The sequence below is a fragment of the Leptolyngbya sp. O-77 genome (genome assembly GCF_001548395.1).
GTDB lineage: Bacteria > Cyanobacteriota > Cyanobacteriia > Elainellales > Elainellaceae > Thermoleptolyngbya.
This window is the reverse complement of the sequence record NZ_AP017367.1, coordinates 1074379-1091317: the sequence shown is the minus strand read 5'-3', so window position 1 is coordinate 1091317 and position 16939 is coordinate 1074379. Positions and strand designations below refer to the sequence as shown.

Annotated in this window: 14 protein-coding genes; 7 read left to right on the top strand and 7 right to left on the bottom strand. The window is 54.6% G+C overall.

The features are described from left to right. Positions 1 to 65: 65 nt before the first annotated feature. Complete coding sequence (locus O77CONTIG1_RS04665) at positions 66 to 755, bottom strand: Uma2 family endonuclease (RefSeq protein ID WP_068508470.1); 690 nt, start codon at positions 753 to 755, stop codon at positions 66 to 68. Between the two features lie 246 nt (positions 756 to 1001). Then, positions 1002 to 1391, bottom strand: coding sequence for a hypothetical protein (locus O77CONTIG1_RS04660; protein ID WP_068508468.1), 390 nt, complete (start codon positions 1389 to 1391; stop codon positions 1002 to 1004). Positions 1392 to 1528: 137 nt separating this feature from the next. Between O77CONTIG1_RS04660 and queA the strand changes: the two genes are divergently transcribed. Then, positions 1529 to 2701, top strand: a complete 1173-nt coding sequence (gene queA / locus O77CONTIG1_RS04655; protein WP_084782192.1) for a tRNA preQ1(34) S-adenosylmethionine ribosyltransferase-isomerase QueA — start codon at positions 1529 to 1531, stop codon at positions 2699 to 2701. 62 nt (positions 2702 to 2763) lie between these two features. Here queA and O77CONTIG1_RS04650 read toward each other — a convergent pair whose 3' ends face one another. Then, complete coding sequence (locus tag O77CONTIG1_RS04650) at positions 2764 to 3150, bottom strand: hypothetical protein (RefSeq protein ID WP_068508467.1); 387 nt, start codon at positions 3148 to 3150, stop codon at positions 2764 to 2766. A 101-nt stretch (positions 3151 to 3251) separates the two neighbouring features. On the opposite strand from O77CONTIG1_RS04650, the gene O77CONTIG1_RS04645 reads away from it, so the two are divergent. Beyond that, positions 3252 to 4133, top strand: a complete 882-nt coding sequence (locus tag O77CONTIG1_RS04645) for a Cof-type HAD-IIB family hydrolase (protein ID WP_068508464.1) — start codon at positions 3252 to 3254, stop codon at positions 4131 to 4133. 383 nt (positions 4134 to 4516) lie between these two features. Here the strand turns inward: O77CONTIG1_RS04645 and O77CONTIG1_RS04635 are convergent, their stop codons facing one another. From O77CONTIG1_RS04635 to O77CONTIG1_RS24180, 3 genes are all read right to left on the bottom strand, one after another. Continuing rightward, complete coding sequence (locus tag O77CONTIG1_RS04635; RefSeq protein WP_068508460.1) at positions 4517 to 5452, bottom strand: hypothetical protein; 936 nt, start codon at positions 5450 to 5452, stop codon at positions 4517 to 4519. 16 nt (positions 5453 to 5468) lie between these two features. After that, complete coding sequence (locus tag O77CONTIG1_RS04630; RefSeq protein WP_068508459.1) at positions 5469 to 6065, bottom strand: DUF4126 domain-containing protein; 597 nt, start codon at positions 6063 to 6065, stop codon at positions 5469 to 5471. Between the two features lie 115 nt (positions 6066 to 6180). Further along, positions 6181 to 6354 carry a hypothetical protein gene (locus O77CONTIG1_RS24180; protein ID WP_156434935.1) on the bottom strand — a complete coding sequence of 58 codons (174 nt, stop codon included), beginning with the start codon at positions 6352 to 6354 and terminating at the stop codon, positions 6181 to 6183. Between the two features lie 896 nt (positions 6355 to 7250). Here O77CONTIG1_RS24180 and O77CONTIG1_RS04625 point away from each other — a divergent pair. The 5 genes from O77CONTIG1_RS04625 to O77CONTIG1_RS04605 all read left to right on the top strand — a co-directional run bounded on the left by O77CONTIG1_RS04625 (position 7251) and on the right by O77CONTIG1_RS04605 (position 14261). Then, positions 7251 to 8915, top strand: coding sequence for an alkaline phosphatase family protein (locus O77CONTIG1_RS04625; RefSeq protein WP_068516017.1), 1665 nt, complete (start codon positions 7251 to 7253; stop codon positions 8913 to 8915). 128 nt (positions 8916 to 9043) lie between these two features. Next, entirely contained in the window at positions 9044 to 10036 is a 993-nt protein-coding gene (locus O77CONTIG1_RS04620) for a glycosyltransferase family 2 protein (RefSeq protein WP_068508457.1), read from the top strand. Positions 10037 to 10182: 146 nt separating this feature from the next. Continuing rightward, entirely contained in the window at positions 10183 to 11613 is a 1431-nt protein-coding gene (locus O77CONTIG1_RS04615) for an oligosaccharide flippase family protein (RefSeq protein ID WP_084782191.1), read from the top strand. A gap of 12 nt (positions 11614 to 11625) precedes the next feature. Then, a complete protein-coding gene (locus O77CONTIG1_RS04610; protein ID WP_068508455.1) occupies positions 11626 to 12720 on the top strand; it encodes a glycosyltransferase family 4 protein in 1095 nt (364 codons plus the stop codon). 167 nt (positions 12721 to 12887) lie between these two features. Then, on the top strand, positions 12888 to 14261 hold the full coding sequence (locus O77CONTIG1_RS04605) for a purple acid phosphatase family protein (protein ID WP_068508452.1): 1374 nt from the start codon (positions 12888 to 12890) through the stop codon (positions 14259 to 14261). Between the two features lie 109 nt (positions 14262 to 14370). Here the strand turns inward: O77CONTIG1_RS04605 and O77CONTIG1_RS04600 are convergent, their stop codons facing one another. After that, on the bottom strand, positions 14371 to 16764 hold the full coding sequence (locus tag O77CONTIG1_RS04600) for a GAF domain-containing protein (RefSeq protein ID WP_068508449.1): 2394 nt from the start codon (positions 16762 to 16764) through the stop codon (positions 14371 to 14373). Positions 16765 to 16939 lie beyond the last annotated feature (175 nt).

Genomic DNA, 16939 nt, shown 5'->3' with positions numbered 1-16939 from the left:
AGCCTATCAACATTCCGCAATATATCAGCGTAGCAGACCAGCCGCGCCGCCGACTGATCCAGCCGCTAGCCTTCCTCTGCGCCCAACTCTCTCAGGCGCGATCGCAGTCTTTCGACCTCTGCTTCTAGCGCCTGCGCCCGCGCTTCAGCGTCCTGGCGGGCCTGGGCCTCGGTTCTCAACGCCTGCGCCAGTTCGCCAGGAATCAGTAGCTTTTCGCCCGTGTCTTCTCGATAAAACGCGATCAGTTGTCCGTCGATTTCCAGACGCAGTTTCAGCGGGTCGCTGCGGCCATCGGTAATAGGCTCGTAGGTGTCGTTGTGCAGGCGATAGCCCTGAAGTTGCCCGTCGATCCATTCGCCCCGCGGGTCAAAGAGCCAGTATTCGCGCACGCCGAGCTGCTCATACAGCGTTCGTTTGAAGACCTGATCTTCGGCCTGAGTGCCCTTCGAGGTCATCTCAAAGATGACGGATGGAACCTGTCCCTCTTCCCAGATTTTGTAGTTGTCGCGTCCGCCCGGAGCCACGTCAAAAATCACCATCACATCCGGCGCAACCCGCAGCTTGGGATAGCCCTGCGCGTAATACATAAACTGATTCGCCAGCACAGTCGCCTGCTGCCCCTCCAGATATTGGCGCAACACTTCCAGCGTGACGAGCATGGCATAGAGATGCACATAGGTTTCTGCCACGGGTTCACCATCAGAAGAGGGGTAGAAAATTTCGGTAGGCGTGGCCGCGGGAAGGAGGGAGGTCATGGGTGGTGGAGGGCTGAGAGATCGGAGGGTTGGGTGCATTTTAGCGCGATCGCCCCTTGCCAATTTTCCGCAATCCAGGACCGGAGTTTGGGTCGTTCATAAAAGCTGCCCAACAAAAAACGCCACCTCAAGCCGCATCGGGTGAGATGGCGTAATAGAGTTCAAGCTGCGTTCAAACTTGGAGTGACGATAAACTTAAGTGGGTTGACCAAGCAGGTCACCTAGCGTTGCAAAGCGGGTGGCGCACTAGGCCAGAGTTTCGGGGCAATAGCCCAGCCCTTGCACAAACTGCTGACGAAACTCTTCGATTTCTTCGCCATCAGGGCTGCCGTGAGACACGACCGCCACCTGGTAGCGGCGCATTACGTCCACAGGCGACTGGCCAGTTTCCAGCCCCCACAGCGCCATCCGCACGCGGATATCCGGCTCGTAGGCAATGCCCAACTCATTCAAAAAAGCGCGAAAGTCACCGTCCCGATCGGCATCCAGGCAGCGCTCCAGTTTAACCTTAACTACCCAACCGTCGATCTGATGAATAACCGTCATGAAGCGAACGGGGAGCCAGGGCGTGTTGTGAAGATATTCAACCACCCGAAGCGTTAAACTGGCATTCGCGAGGTAATAGATGTATTCCATGCGTCCAACCCCAGCAAATGCAATTTCAACTACAGTTTTATTTTCGTAATAAACCCTGACGTTTCATAGGGGAAAGACCCCCTACCTGGGGGGGTGTTTCTCCCCAATCTGCCTGGATTTAGTGGATTTAGTTGAGCATGTCTTTGAACCCGTCGCCGCAGCACCCCGCATCAGCCCCGTTCCCTCCAGACTCTCCGCCAGGCTCAGAAGCGCCAACTTCCCTCGACCTGCGGCTGACATCTTATGACTATCATTTGCCTGCCGAGCGGATTGCCCAAAATCCGGTGGTGCCGCGCGATCGCTCGCGGCTGCTGGTGGTGGATTCGCCAAACTCCCATCAGCACTGCATTTTTCGGGATTTGCCAGATCTGCTGCGACCGGGCGATTTGTTAGTGCTAAACAACACTCGCGTCTTACCGGCGCGGCTGTTTGGGCGCAAGTTGGGTGGCGCAAAGGTAGAGGTGCTGCTGCTGGAGGAACAGGCAGAAAACCGCTGGCTGGCGCTGGTGCGACCTGGGCGACGGCTCAAGGTGGGCGCAATGATTGAATTTTTTCAGCCGGATCAGCCGGAAGGCGCGGAACCGCTGCTGACGGCGACCGTGCTGGCGGTGGATACAGCCACTTCTGGCAGGATTCTGGAATTTCAGGTTGCAGAAAACAAGCCCTTCTTGTCAGTGCTACACCTGCTGGGTCAGGTGCCCCTGCCCCCCTATATCGAGAATTCCCACGTCGATCCAGAGCAGTATCAGACGGTCTATGGCGATCGCCCCGGTTCTGCCGCCGCCCCCACTGCCGGACTACACTTCACGCCCGAACTGCTCGATCGCCTGGAGCAGCAGGGCATCCGGCGCAGCTTTATCACGCTGCATGTGGGCGTGGGAACCTTTCGCCCGGTGGAAGCGGAAACCATCACCGACCACAAGATGCACGGCGAGTGGCTAGAGATTTCGCCAGAAACCGTAGCGGCGATCGCCACCACAAAAGCCAGCGGCGGCCGGGTAATTGCCGTGGGCACCACCGCCACCCGCGCCCTCGAAGGCGCATCCCAGAGCGGGTCACTCCAGCCCTACTGCGGCAAAACAGAGCTATTTATTTATCCCGGCTACCAATGGCGCGTGGTGGACGGGCTGATTACCAACTTCCACCTGCCCAAATCTAGCCTGATGATGCTCGTCAGCGCCCTCACGGGACGAGAGCGACTGCTGGCGCTTTATCAGGAGGCGATCGTCCAAGAATATCGCTTTTATTCCTTCGGCGATGCCATGCTCATCTTGCCGGAGGCAAGGAGCGAAGCATCTGCACTGGACTAGCAATCAGGGTTCTAGGACGGAGAAGGCGCAAGTCCTGAAACCTGACCGCTAGTCGTTAAACCTTATTTCAAATCAATGCCTAAATAGGTCTTGCTGAGAAACTGGGCCAGCCGCTTCATCTGAGACTGCACTTTGTCGGAACTGTTGGTAAACGAGGTTCCCAAGATCTGGGCAAACTCCTCGTCTGATAATGTGCCGTCTTGATGCTGCTGAAAAGCGCTGACCACGGCGATTAGCTCATCGGCAGAAAACTGGAAGCCCTTTTGAGCCGCAAAGGCTGCCACATCCGGAGCGCGATCGCCCGTCAGAGCGGCAGTTTCGGCCGGGTCTAGCTCAGATTCGCTGCTGATGTTGCCGTCGCCCACACCGAGCAGGGCTTCAAGCTGTTGTCGCAGGGTGTCGTCGGCGGCAGTGCGATGCATAAATTCCAGCACAGTTGCAGTAGTCATGGTTGGATGAACTCAACTCGCTATTTCGGCTCAAATCATAACAAGCGCTAATTGCTGACCTGGCTTGGCTTAATGAAAACTGAAGCTTGCGGTAAGCTGGGATGGGAAATTTAGCGGCAGGGACAGCGCAAGGGGCATTTGTGGAAAACTCGGCAGCCCAATCGGGAGAGATTCGCCTGCTAGTAGTGGATCTGGACGGGACAGTTGTGGGCGCGTCGAACCAGATTTCGGCGCGAGTGAAACAGGCGGTGCAAGCGGTGCAGGCGCAGGGCATTCCTGTGGCGATCGCCACGGGGCGGATGTATCAATCAGCCTGCCGTTTTCATGCAGATCTTGGCTCTACCCTGCCGCTGATGAGCTATCAGGGCGCATTAATCAAAGATCCTGCCGACGACACGCTGCATCGCCACTGGCACTTGCCCAGGGTCTACGCGCAGCAATTGTTAGAGTTTTACGAGCAGCCCTCGGTGCGAAAAGAAGTCTCGGTGCATTTTTATATTAATGACCAGCTCTACGTCCGCGAGATCACCGCCGAAACCGAAGCCTATGCAGAACGCTCCAGCATTGAGCCGATTGCTGTTGGCGACCTGCGAACCCTGCTCGATGCCGACCTGACCAAGATCCTCGCCCAAAGCAGCAACGTAGAACTGATTGACGACCTGCTGGAAAAGCTGCGGCAGCGCTACGCCCCGACCGAGCTATACCTGACCAAATCTGTGGATATTTTCCTGGAAGCGACCCACCCAAAGGTGAATAAGGGCAACGCGGTTCGCTATCTAGCGGAGACCATTCTGGGACTCCGTGCCAACCAGGTAATGGCGATCGGCGATAACTTCAATGACTTTGAGATGCTGCAATATGCAGGCATTGGCGTGGCAATGGGCAACGCGCCGGAGGGCGTGCAGGCGATCGCCAACTGGGTCGCCCCTTCCGTAGAAGAAGACGGAGCGGCGATCGCCATCGAAAAGTTCATTCTGGGCTGAAGCAAGTTCCTAAACCGAGAAGCCAGAATCCAGCCCGCAGCGCAAGCGTGGTTCGGTAAAACAAAATCCGCCTAAATCCTTGCTACGCTTGCTCACTCCCTGCCTGAAAAGATGGAAGTCGCTCAGCGATTAAAACCTACGTCAAAACTCTGAAAGCTCAAAAAGCTAGCAACATAAAGCCCCTCACCTGAGAGGTGGAGCTTAGAAATCAGGAAGGGCATCGGCGACTGACCGTGTTTCGTCTCGATGCCCTTGCTGGTTCGCTCCTCACACTGATGAAAATATATCAGACCCTTCCCAGTCTTGTCAGCGTCCCAGTGCCAATGATTAGCAATTCCTATAATTGTCACAGTCTTTACACGTTCCTCTCTGCAAGAAAATGCCTATAGGGAGCATGGAGCCGCCACCCGCAGAGGCCCTTCTAGCAGCCAGCGCAACGTCTGCTGCGCGGCTCGCACCAGCCCCAGCCTCGCCTGCGCCAGTTCCAGTTGGTTAACTGCCACGTCGCCAAAGATGCGGCAGCTTGCGTCAAAGTCATACACACAGCGGCTGAGGGACAGAGCTAGGGCGATCGCCGAACCGTTTTGAGCTTGCGCCAGAGCGTCTACACTATCCACCACTTGCAGAAGCAGGCGCAGCTCTGTGGGCTGCTGAGTGCGAAGCGTCCCATCTGCCTCCAGCCAGGGCAGCGGCGCTGGCCAGACCAGCGCACCGTCGATCATTACGGGTGCCTCAAAGCGAATCAGACCGAGCCGTTCTGCTAGGGTTAGCAAGGCGCAACATCGGGCGTGAGCAGCCTGCATTTCAAAGTATTCGTTCTGAAAGTATTCGTTCTGGCGGAGAGATCGAGACGGCTGGATTAGGGGCGGCGAGATTGGAACAGACAGTGTCGCAGGGGTTGGGGAATCTGGCGCTCTGGCGCTGGCAGATTTTGCAAATTGCTGCAACCATGCCGCCAGCAGGCGATCGCCCAGGCGAATTTGGATCAGATGCCGCTGGGTGACGGTGAGCAGGCTATCGGCCCAGTCTGCTTGGGGTTCAGCCGGAGGTTGCCAACTGTGGGCCAACAGGGTTGCTATCTCTTCGGTTGTCATATCTAGACTCGCCGCCAGTCGGGGGGCGATCGCCGAGCTATAGACCACTCCCGTCGGCGCATCCACTCGGCGCAGTCTAATTTGGTTTTGCAAATCTGGCAGGTCAGGCAAGGGGTGACGAGCGATCGCCCCCCGCCAGCAGGTTGCCAGCGCCACCTCCAGATGCGATCGCAAGCTCCACACACTCGCCCACCCAGTCTGTTCCTGGCTCAGCTCATCTGGCATAGCGTGTTTTTCCTGGCTAATCAGGATCTTGCTTGCCGCGCCGGGGAAAACGGCGATCGCCCGCGCTAGCCTGGGCTTGATACCACTGTTGCCACTCTGCCGTGCTGCGAATCGCCAGCCATAGCAACAGCAGCGCAATCAGCCCCCCTTGGCGCGGCGCATCAAAGGCAAATAGCACCAGCAGCACACAGAGAAAATCTTGCAGAAAAATGGCCCAGAGCGGCAGCCCCCGCAGCCGATAAAACCAGCCCACCTGCACCAACTGAAACACCAGCGCCAGCAGCCCGCTCACCAGCGCCGCCACGGGTACTAGCTCTTGGCTCGTTTGCATGAGGCGGGCGACTGTTATTCCGGCGATCGCCCCCACCACCGGGCTGCACACCATCTCCACAATTTGCAGCAACCGCTGAGCGAGTCGGTCTTTAGAAAACAGCAGCTCCACCAGCGACCAGCTCACCAGCACCCCCAACACCAGCGGCGGCGGCACCTGCGACAGCAGCGGCACCGACGACCAGAGCGACTCGCGCTGCAACAGCCCGATCAGCAGCAGCGGCAGGGCAATCCGCATCCCCGTAGCGGCTGAAATCGAAAGAATGGCCAAAACTTCAACCATGATGAGCCATCACAGGCGTTGAATCGCGTTGAGTCGGGTGGGTTATACGTTGAATTGTTACGCAGTTCTCTCGTTCGCACAATTGCCATGCAAGCGCTGTGCGGATGCGTAAGCACTAGGAAGGGCGATCGCCCACAGATTTGTGAAAGCTGGCTTGAGAACCGAGCCATAAAATCCGAGCCATAAAGTCAGATTTCAACTCAGATTTCAACACAGCCAGTTTGTATACAGCATTTTCTTGCGGGGTGAGGCACACGCTGCCCTCACGAGGCAAGGGCTTATTGACCATCCGTGTGCCTCACTAGCTTCAAAAATGCTGTAGCTAGTCTGTATCAAGGCTTACATAGTGGTTTTGCTTTGAAGTTTGAGTCTAATCCTAGGAAAGAAAATGTGATTGTCGTATAAAGAGAAACCTTATCCGCCCCAAAATACAGACAATGGAGTTGTGCTAGATGAATGTTTGAAGAGTCTTTAAAGACTGTTTAAAGACTCTCTGAAGAATCATTCTGGAGAAAAAACTAGTCTCTCAATTCCTCCTATCAGTTTGGTTTGTCGTCCTTCAAAAATTAATCAAGACATTACAATCAACGCCTGTAAATAACCCGGATCTCGCCCTGGAAAGCAAACCTAACCTGGTTATCCATGAATTCACGAACCGCTATGTGTGGCTCCAAAACTATTTTCTAAAGCGGTATAAGTCAGAAGCTTACTGAATCGAGAGCTTCACTATCCCTTACAAAAAAGGAGAGAATTTCAGATTCTAGACAAAGTTTCCATAAAGTTCTCAGTGAGGGCTAGAAGCCTGTCCGTAATTTGACTATGATTTCGAGCAACACAGTATAAAGCTCCGTGATTTCACATAGTTTTAGATTGGGTCTGGCTTGGTTTTGGCTTGCGAGTTTTTCTCACAAAGTTTTTGCATAGTGCTTAAGGCGTGCGCTTGAGCGGTTTCCGAATCTGTCGGATGGTTGTTTAGGTAGACCGCTGAGTCCTTAGGCAAGCGTTCTTGGAGCGGGCGATCGCCAGGGAATCAGTCTGCACTAAGTTCACAGCACTCGTTCATGCATCGCCAGTTTCCGACGGTGGGCAGTAGCCTTCGTTGTCTGGCGCTCGGTTTCCCAAGGCTGGGCACGTCTTCGCCTGGTTTTAGTTCATTGGTAGTGCATTGTTTTGTCGGAGGATAGTGTGAAAACTCCTGTAGTTGCGATTGGATTAGACGCTGCTGACCCAGTGGTTCTCGAGGAGTGGATGTCTCAGGGGCATCTCAAGAATCTTAGTCGTATCCGTGAGCAGGGTGCCTACGGTCGCTTAGAAAACATCGTGAACTACTGCGGTGTGCCGACACCCGCTGCTTCGACTGAGCGGCTGTGGGCTATGACCTGGACAGGCTGCATGCCTGACAAGACAGGCTTTTGGGGCACGTCCAAGTTTTATCCCGAAAGCTACGGCATTGACCGAGACATTCTCAAGGTCGGCTGCGATTTTGAGCAGAATCCTCCCTTTTATGCCCTTGGCGAAGACTATCGGGTATTTGTGCTAGACCCGCCGACTTCGGGATTGTCGAGCCAGGTCAACGGGCTTCAGGTTCTCGCGTGGGGCGGACATTATCCCTTCACTCCCAGTGTGTCTGTTCCCGCAGAGGTGCTGCCGGAAATGATTCGGGAATATGGGGAAAATCCGGTTCTCTACAAAGACGATGGCATCTGGTGGGACAAGGCTTACGAAAAGTGGGTTCCCAGCGCAATCAAGGACAGTGTGGAGAAGCGTGCCCAGGTTTGCCGCGACTATCTCAAGAAGGAGGATTGGGATTTCTTCTTTGTTGGGTTTGGAGAAGCCCATACCGCTGGGCATGACCTCTGGTATACCCATCCCGATCATCCTGTATACGAATTCCACGGCAAGCCTGCGGGCCCGCTGATGCTGGAGGCCTTTGAGAATATCGACCGAGCGATCGGCGAGATTTTAGATGCCGTGCCAGAAAATGCCTACATTACGCTCTTCTCGCCCCACGGCATGGGCGCAAACTATACCGACTTGCTGAGCATGGCTGTGCTGCCGGAGATGATGTATCGCTTTAACTTTGGCAAAGCGGCGATCGCCCCCGGAAATCCGGACGAGGAGCCAGGCCCGGTCATCAGCCATCCGTTCCGCAAGTCTTGGATGGGTGAAATGTGGGCGCGGAACTACGAGCAAAATCCCCTTAAGCGGGCGCTGCGTCCTTATCTGCCCAGCAAGCTTCTGCACGATCGCCTGAATGGGTTGGAATCGCCCTACGTGCTAATGGAGCAAAACGCGCCGCTGTTCTGGATGCCAGCCATGTGGTATCGCCCGCTGTGGTCGCAGATGCGGGCCTTCGCGCTGCCCTACTTTGCCGATGGACACGTTCGCATCAATGTCCAGGGGCGCGAGGGCAGTGGCATTGTGCCGCCGTCTGAATATGATGCCGTCTGTGAAGAGGTGATCGAAAAGCTTTGGAAGCTCAAGGATGCCAGAACAGGCAAGTCCATCGTGCGGCAAATTTCTCGCACTCGCCGCACGCCGTTTGACGAGGGCAATCTCTCGGATGCAGACATTGTGGTGGTCTGGGAAGAAGTGATTACCGATGTGGTAGACAGCCCCGACTTTGGGCGAATTGGCCCCATTCCCCACTTCCGGGCGGGCGGGCATCGGTCTAGAGGATTCTTCATGGCTCAGGGGCCGGGTATTGCTCCTAATTCCAGCATTGAGCGCGGTCAGGCACTCGATATTGCGCCGACGATTTTGGGTCTGCTGGGTGCGCCCATTCCCGATCGCCTGGATGGAACGCCGCTGCTGGAAGTGTCCTCCGTTCGGTCGGCGGCTATTCGGTAAGAGACTTCTATCATCCAGACTTCCACATTCATGAATCGAGGCGCGGGCTGTGGAGGCGATATCGTCGAACTTGCAGCCCGTCCTGCCTCATAAGCAACCGATTTTGCAGATCTACCCCAGCGCTTCCTATGAGTCCCGAAGTCTCTGTTATCATCCCTGCTTACAACACTGAGTCGTATATCGCACGGGCGATCGCCTCGGCCCTGAACCAAACGCTGCACAACATCGAGGTTCTCGTAGTAGACGATGCCTCGACCGATAGCACAGCAGAGGTCGCCAGACGCTTTCAAGATGAGCGGGTTCGGGTCTTTGTGAATGACCGGAATATGGGGGCAGCGGGCGCTCGCAATCGCGCTCTGCGAGAAGCCCGAGGCAACTGGATTGCTGTGCTAGACTCCGATGACTGGTACGCCCCGGAGCGCCTAGAACGTCTTCTCCAGGTTGCCCAAGCAGAACAGGCAGATATGGTAGCCGACGACCTGTACTACGTGCAGGATGGCAGCGACACCCCTCTAAGCACGTTAATCCAGGGAAGCGGGCACGCGATTACAGAGATCCGCCGCGTCGATCCGGTCTTCTTTGTGGAAACCGATGTCTACGGACAGCAGGGGCTACACCTGGGATTGAGCAAGCCGCTGATGCGCCGTCAGTTCTTGATTAAACACGGCATTGAGTATGACCTCTCGCTGCGCCTTGGGCAAGACTTTTGGCTGTATATGAACTGCCTGATCAATGGCGCACGCTATTTTCTCGTGCCAGAGCCATATTACTACTATCGCTTCCGCCCCAACTCCTTGGTCAAGCAGAGCAAAATTGCTCGACTAGACGGCTACTGCCGCGCAGCACAAAGCTGCTTGCAAAAGGAGCAGGTCAGGAGTAATCCTCGTCTCGTGCGATCGCTCTCTCACAATCTTGCTGTCTTCAAGCGCAACCGAGCCTACTATCGGGTCGTTGAACCACTGAAGCAACAGCAGTATTTCAAAGCCTTGCTTGCCGCAGTGCAAAATCCCTATTTCTTTGTGCATTTTGCAGGGCAGATTAGCAACATTCTGCAAAGACGCTGGCGCTACTATTTCCAAAAAAATACGCTGGCCTACGAAACTCGCTTATCCAATCAATAGTTCTCAATAACTCTCAATGGTTTCAATCACTCAACCAATCGCGATCCTCGCCAAAGCCTTTTAGCTAAGGGATCTCAGTAGGGAGATTAGAAGGGCGATCGCAGCAGAGATTCGATTTCGATATATCCAAGAGAGGAGCGCTATTGATGATGGGAAAGCGACTGCTTGGGAATTCATTCTCCATTTTTGTCACGCGCCTAACTCAAAGTATTACAACGTTTGCGCTCAGCGCTTTCATTGCCCGTTTATTAGGCGCATACGAGCTGGGTCAATATCTCCTTGCCTTTGGATACTATTTTATCTTCATGAGCCTCGCCTCGCAGGGGTTCAAAGTTTTATTCACGCGAGAGCTTTCTCGCCATCCAGAACAAACGCCCACCTACCTAGTTAGCGGCACGCTCCTGCAACTTCTATTCAGCACCATTGCCTACGCGGTTTTGGTGCTTATTGTGTATTTTCTGCCCTATCAAGACAACACAACGCTGGTGTGTTACGTCATGGGGCTAACTATTTTTCCATTCTCTTTGTCAAACATATCAGAGGCTATCTTCCAGTCCAAAGAGAAGATGTATCTGATTACTGTTACCACGGTTCCGGTTTACATTTTGCGTCTGCCCGTGATGATTTGGGCAATGCAGGCGGGGTACGGGGTTGTTGGGCTGAGCTTGGTGATGTTTTTCTCGGAAATACTCATCTTATTTTTTCAGTGGGGGTTGCTTCTGAGATCGGTCATTCCCTGTTGGAAGGTTGATCGAGCATTTATCCGACAATCGATGCAGTCGGTGCGGACGTTTGTTGCAATTGAAGGCGTTTCAGTGATCAACGCTCGGATGCAAATCCTGATTCTTTCGGTGCTAGGCGGAGAGGTTATCGTTGGTCTTTACGGGGCCATTATGCAATTAATGCAGCCCTTCGACATTTTATCGACTAGCCTCACGGTCGGCGTTTTTCCGAGCATGTCAAAGGCGGTGGATCTTGGGCGACACAGGCAGCGGCAGCTTGCTGAAATGAGCATAGAGTTGCTGCTGACGGTGTCTTTGCCCTTGGTCATGGCGCTGATCTTTTTTGGCAAAGAGTTGCTAAACCTGGTTTACCACAGATCTGATTTTGGAAATGCCGCAGCTCCCCTAGCTATTGTTTCGCTGGGGCTGATTGCATCTTCATATATTCGCCCTCTGAGCTATCTTCTGGTTGCCAATCATCTCGAACATATCAATATGCGTGAAGTGATGGTAACCACAACGCTAACAGGTATCACGGGTATTGTTTTGATTTCTCGGTTTCAACTAATGGGGGCGGCAGTTTGCGTTTTGCTCATGCGATTCATCAGTCTTGGACAGTATGTCTACGGCGTTTCGTTTAACTTATTCTCAGTTCGCTTTTGGAAGTCCCTCAAGCGTCCCCTTTTAATCACAGCGCTGATGACGTTAGTATTTTGGGTTCTCGAAAGCCATGTTCAAGAAATTTTGAAGATTACCACCATTTCAACTGTGGTTTATCTTTTGCTCGTGGGTGCGATGGTGACGTTTCAGGCGGGTGGAGTCAGAGTAGTTTACACAAAGCTGTTGCAGAAATAGACGGGGTCATTGATGAAGGTTGTTCTATTACACTTTTGCTTTACGGAATATACTGTTGGGCTGGCCAATGGATTGGCGAATTATGTTGATTTAACGTTGATTCATCCAGAAAAGATTTCTGCGGACTGTCACAAAGCGCTCGATCCGCGCGTCAAGGTGCGGACGTTTGCCAAGCCTCGGATTCGCGATCCGCGCAATGTGTTTGCAATGGCGGAGATGATGCGGCTGATTTGGGAGGCTCAACCCGATGTGCTGCATGTGCAGGAGACAAACGACTTTTGGTATGACCTGACGCTGTTCTTCAACTCAATGCCGCCGCTGGTGACCACGATTCACGATGTGTTTCGACATCCGGGCGATCGCGACAATGTATGGGGGTCTGAATATACCCGGCGCATCGCGTTCTACAAGTCGCAGGCGCTGATCGTCCATGCCAATCCGCTCAAAGAAGCCCTAGTGAACCAGTTTCGGGTGTCGGGCGATCGCATTTCGGTCTTGCCTCATGGCGAAATTGGCAGCTTTTTTCAGACCTGGGCCGATGGCGTGCATTTGCCGCGCGAACCCTATACTCTGCTATTTTTCGGTCGCATCTGGCCTTACAAGGGCTTGAAGTATCTGGTGGAAGCCATGCCGCTGGTAGCAGAGCGCTTCCCCGATGTGCGACTGATTGTTGCGGGGCGGGGGGAAAACCTGAGCCAGTATTTTTCTGGGGAACCGGACCCCCGCCAGTTTGAAATTTTGAACGAGTTTATTCCCCTCAAGGCGGTGGCGGGGCTATTTCAGCGCAGCACTGTGGCGGTTTTACCTTATGTCGAGTCTTCCCAGAGTGGCGTGGCGGCTGTGGCGTTTGCGATGGGAACTCCGGTCATTGCCTCTAACATTGGCGGACTGGCAGAAATGGTCAACCACGGACAAGACGGGCTGCTCGTGCCTCCCGGAGATAGCCGCGCTCTGGCAGACGCAATCATTCACCTGTTGGGCGATCGCGCTTTACAAGAGCGCTTCGCGGCCGCTGGTCTAGCCCGCTGCCAAACTGACCTGAACTGGTCAAAGATTGCTGCAAGCACCGTTGAGATTTATCAACGGGCGATCGCTGCAAAACGATAGATCGTTAGACCGCTAGACCGATAGACCACACTCAATAGCCCTGAGGCCGATGTTCTTAATCCCTTCCTCTGGGGACTGACCTCACACACGCTTCGGGCTGTTTTTCCCAAAGTTCCTAAAGTTCTAGAGTCTGTAAACCCTTGTAAAATCTCTCTACCGAAACCATCATGGCTCGTCATCGCACTTCCCCAGTTCCACGCTGGCAATTCGTTAGCAAATCCCTTCCCAAATGGCTGATTTCGCTGGCGCTAGCGCTGCTGTTTCTCTTCTTTAGCGCGACGGTTGCTTATTCCGCCTACAAAGCACATCGCCGTCGCCCGCCCGATCAGGTGCATCTCGCCTGGATCAAAGACCCCGCAACCACCATGACCGTCACCTGGCGCACCTACCGGGACTACACCCCCTCCCATGTGCAATATCGCCCGAAGGGCGCTGAAGAGTGGCAAGAGTGGGTAGGAGTCCACCGTCCCTCTGGCACAGAGGGCATGTTGCATGAGGTTACCCTTGAAGATCTTTCGCCCAACACTGAATACGAATACCGCGTAAAAGGCGACTACTGGTCAGTCTGGAGCGATATTTACACGTTCCGCACGGCTCCATCGGGGGGCGCAAGTGAGTTTGATGTGGTGTATGTCGCAGATACAGGACTGGTGGGCCGCAAGGACGGACTTTCGACCGGAACCCAGCAAATCATCGACGAAATTGCCAAGCTGAATCCCTTGCTTGTGCTGGGTGGAGGCGACTATGCCTACTACGATGGCGACAAGCGCTTTCGACCACTCGATCGGGCGATCGATGCCTGGTTTAACCAGATGATGCCCGTGGCCAGCAAGGCCCCGCTGATGCCGACCTATGGCAATCACGAAGCTATATTGCAGGAGAGTGTCGATCTCTGGTCGCAGCGCTTCCCAACGCCCGCCGGATTTGACCACAACTTGAATTATTCTTTTGACGTGGGCAATGTGCATTTCATCTCGCTGCTCACGATTTTTGAAGAGCAGGGCGTTTCTAGTGGGACACTGAACTGGCTGGAGGAAGACCTCAAAGCAGCGCAAGCAGCAGGCAAGCAGTGGATTATTCCGTTTACCCATGTGTCTGCTTTTGCTGAGGGCAAGAGCCATCCGTCTAACCTGGCATTGCGAGCGCAGCTTGGGCCGCTGCTTGAAAAGTACGGCGTGAAGCTGATTGTTTCCTCCCATGATCAAGCCTACGAGCGCACCTATCCGCTGGTTAATGTACCCCAGTCTATTACCGCAACGTCTACTTCAAAGTCTTGCTATACCCTGGAAGATGGCGTGACCTGGCTCAAATCGAGTCCTGGCGGCAAAGAGAGCAACAAGAGCGGCTCGTTTTCCATCTTTCAAAGCGACACTGCGCCCCCCTGGACTGCCTATCGCAACAATACGATGCATGTGTTTACGCAGCTTCACTTCACGCCGGATCAGCGATTGCAGGTTAAGACTTATGGCTTGAAAGGGGATGGAAAGCCGCCTGTAGTGCTGGATGAGTTTGAATACACGACAGGGCGCTGCGGAGCGTGAGGGTGCGGTTGTACCAGTTTGGCGCTCAGGGCGAGCGCTAAGCTGCTAAATTTGCTGCCAGAAAGGCTCGAGGTAGCAGGGCACTGGCATTTGGCACTGGCATCGGCGTTCATGCGTTGGTGTGGGTGCTGCTGGGTGTAGCAACAGTTCCATCGTGAAACAGCCCAAACTGTGGTAGGGCAAGCACAAAGGTCGTCTGACCTGGAGCGCTTTGAACCGACAGTTGCCCCCCGATGAGCGTGGCCAGCTTTCGAGCCAGCGCCAGACCCAGGCCCGTGCCGCCATATTTCCAGGGGTCGTTGTTGGGAATGCGATAGAACTTTTCAAAGATGCGATCGCGCTCTTGGTCGGGAATCTCCACCCCAGTATTCGTTACGCAAAGCCGCAGTTGACCGAGAACCGATACCCCTTCTGCTGGTGTTCTAGCCTGTTCTCGACCCTGTTCTCCAAACGATTCTTGATCCTGTTCAATCAAGACTTGAATCTTGCCTCCGGCGGGCGTGTACTTGCAGGCATTGTGCAGCAACTCCGAAAGAATGCGCTCCAGATAGTTCAGGTCGGTGGTCAACGGCTTCAGGTCATCTGGAACATGGATTTCCAGGTGCTGGTGCTGCCGATGGACATATGGCAAAAACGGCTCAGCGACGTGGGGCAAGATGTCGCGCAGGTTCACCGTCGTCCACAGCAGCGGCTCTGTTTCTGAGTCGATGCGGGCCAGGTCGAGCAGGTCGTTGACCAAGCTGATTTCACGGAGGCTCTCTTCTCTGAGAATTTGCACAAAAGGGGCGGCGTGCCGGAGCAATTGGGCGGCTAGCGGTTCGGTCACGCTGTCGGTCATGTCGCGCAGAATGATTTCGAGCATCTGCGTCGCCATCGAGATATTCGACAGGGGCGTTCGCAACTCGTGAGACACTGTATTGAGAAAGTCGTCCTTGAGCTGGTTGAGGCGCTCTAGCTCGGCGACCTGGGTTTGGGCGGCTTGAAACAGGCGAGCCTGGCGAATGGCGATCGCACATTGAATCGCGACCTGTTCCGCTAGGCGAATTTCTGGCTCCGTAAACACCCGCTCCGGCGGGCACACCAGCGTCAAGATACCCAGGTTACCCTGTTCGTCGGCAATGGGGCAGCGAAACAGACCGACCCAGCCCGCCAGCGGGTGCTGCCCGCAGGTGTGCGTGTAGGAACGGGCTTTCAGGCAAACTGCCAGCTCATAATGCTCTTCGCAGCGAAACTCGGCTCCTCGAATCGGCGGCAAACTAGTCGGAAATTCGTAGGCAATTCGATAGGACTGGCCGTCGCTGCTAAAAAAACCGACTTCACAGGTAGACAGGTGGAGTTGCTCGGCGAGTTCTTGCACCGCCGTTTGCAAAATCTGATGCTCGTTGAGGCTGTCGCGCAGGCGATCGCTAATGCGGCGCAGCAGGGCTTCATAATTGAGCGATCGCTCCAGTTCTGCCGTGCGCTGCTGCACCTTGTCTTCTAGGTTCAGGTTTAACTGCCGCACCTGGTCGTAGAGTTCTGCCTGCTGAAGGGCGATCGCCAACTGATCAGCAATGTGTTGCAACAGGTCTGCTTCGCTGGGCTGCCACTGGCGATGGGTTTCGCAGCTATGCACAATCAGCAGCCCCCAGAGCGTGGGCATTTCAGGCGAGCCGTCTAAATTGTCAGCATTGTCAGCGTCGTCCACCAAATCCTTGCCCTTGGTGGGCTGATCCGAGGGCTGGAGAGAGTTTCGCTGCAAAATCGCCGCCACCATTTTGGACTTGACGCGAAACTGTTGCATGTAGTCTGCTAGACACCCAGCCCAAGCATCCTGCCGCACATCGGGAACCAGCCGCGTCTTGTGCTGCTGATAAAAGTCTCGACAGCTGCCCCCAAAGCACCGATCTTCCAGCTTCATCTCCAGAGTCAGCGGGTAGGCCGGGTTCAGCGATTCTTGGATCACCACACCCACCTCAGCGCTGATCAGCCGAAAGATCAGCGCTCGATCGACTTGGAGGACCTGTCGTACCTCATCCACTGCCGTCGCCAGAATGGTTTCCACACTGAGCGACTGGCGGATGCGCTGAGTAATGCCCCGCAAAACCTGTTCGCGCTGAATTTGCTGGTGGAGCAGTTCCTCTATCTGCTGGCAGTTTGCAGAGCAATTCGCTCTAGAGTGGCCGACCTCCCGCAAGGTGATTAAACTCAGGTCGGGCAGGGCATGACCTGCGATTTTGTAGGCAATCTGTCGAGCAGTGCCGTCTTGTGCAAACCAATCTAGCTCACCCTTGATGGGTTCCGTTGCTGCCCCGTCGGCCTTCTGGCTCCGCTGCAAACCGGCCCAGAGGAACGCAGGCAGTACCTCCGCAGCAGGCTGCCCCACCAATGCTTCGCGCGATCGCCCCAATAGTTTGCAAGCCGCTGCATTGCAGCCCACGACGCAGCCCCTGGCATCAATCGCCACCACCCCGTCTAGAGAATCATCAAACAGGACCCAGAAGGGCTGAACATCAAATGGCATAGTTGCGTTACGCAGGCATCTTGCAGACAGGACATCTTAGGAGGGGGCTTGTTTTAATAAATCCCAGAAATGCCAAAAAAATCCGAAAAAGCGACTTTTGCCTAAAAAGCAAATCTATCCGTCAGTTTTTCGATGGATAAAGTCAAAAACGCTGAAACCTTTAAAAAATGTCCAA

Coding starts and splice junctions, on each gene's coding strand:
- O77CONTIG1_RS04620 (WP_068508457.1), top strand. CDS start 9,044: ATGAGTCCCGAAGTCTCTGTTATCATCCCTGCTTACAACACTGAGTCG.
- O77CONTIG1_RS04665 (WP_068508470.1), bottom strand. CDS start 755: ATGACCTCCCTCCTTCCCGCGGCCACGCCTACCGAAATTTTCTACCCC.
- O77CONTIG1_RS04605 (WP_068508452.1), top strand. CDS start 12,888: ATGGCTCGTCATCGCACTTCCCCAGTTCCACGCTGGCAATTCGTTAGC.
- O77CONTIG1_RS04600 (WP_068508449.1), bottom strand. CDS start 16,764: ATGCCATTTGATGTTCAGCCCTTCTGGGTCCTGTTTGATGATTCTCTA.
- O77CONTIG1_RS04650 (WP_068508467.1), bottom strand. CDS start 3,150: ATGACTACTGCAACTGTGCTGGAATTTATGCATCGCACTGCCGCCGAC.
- O77CONTIG1_RS04610 (WP_068508455.1), top strand. CDS start 11,626: ATGAAGGTTGTTCTATTACACTTTTGCTTTACGGAATATACTGTTGGG.
- O77CONTIG1_RS24180 (WP_156434935.1), bottom strand. CDS start 6,354: ATGGTCAATAAGCCCTTGCCTCGTGAGGGCAGCGTGTGCCTCACCCCG.
- O77CONTIG1_RS04645 (WP_068508464.1), top strand. CDS start 3,252: ATGGGAAATTTAGCGGCAGGGACAGCGCAAGGGGCATTTGTGGAAAAC.
- O77CONTIG1_RS04630 (WP_068508459.1), bottom strand. CDS start 6,065: ATGGTTGAAGTTTTGGCCATTCTTTCGATTTCAGCCGCTACGGGGATG.
- queA (WP_084782192.1), top strand. CDS start 1,529: ATGTCTTTGAACCCGTCGCCGCAGCACCCCGCATCAGCCCCGTTCCCT.
- O77CONTIG1_RS04635 (WP_068508460.1), bottom strand. CDS start 5,452: ATGCCAGATGAGCTGAGCCAGGAACAGACTGGGTGGGCGAGTGTGTGG.
- O77CONTIG1_RS04615 (WP_084782191.1), top strand. CDS start 10,183: ATGATGGGAAAGCGACTGCTTGGGAATTCATTCTCCATTTTTGTCACG.
- O77CONTIG1_RS04660 (WP_068508468.1), bottom strand. CDS start 1,391: ATGGAATACATCTATTACCTCGCGAATGCCAGTTTAACGCTTCGGGTG.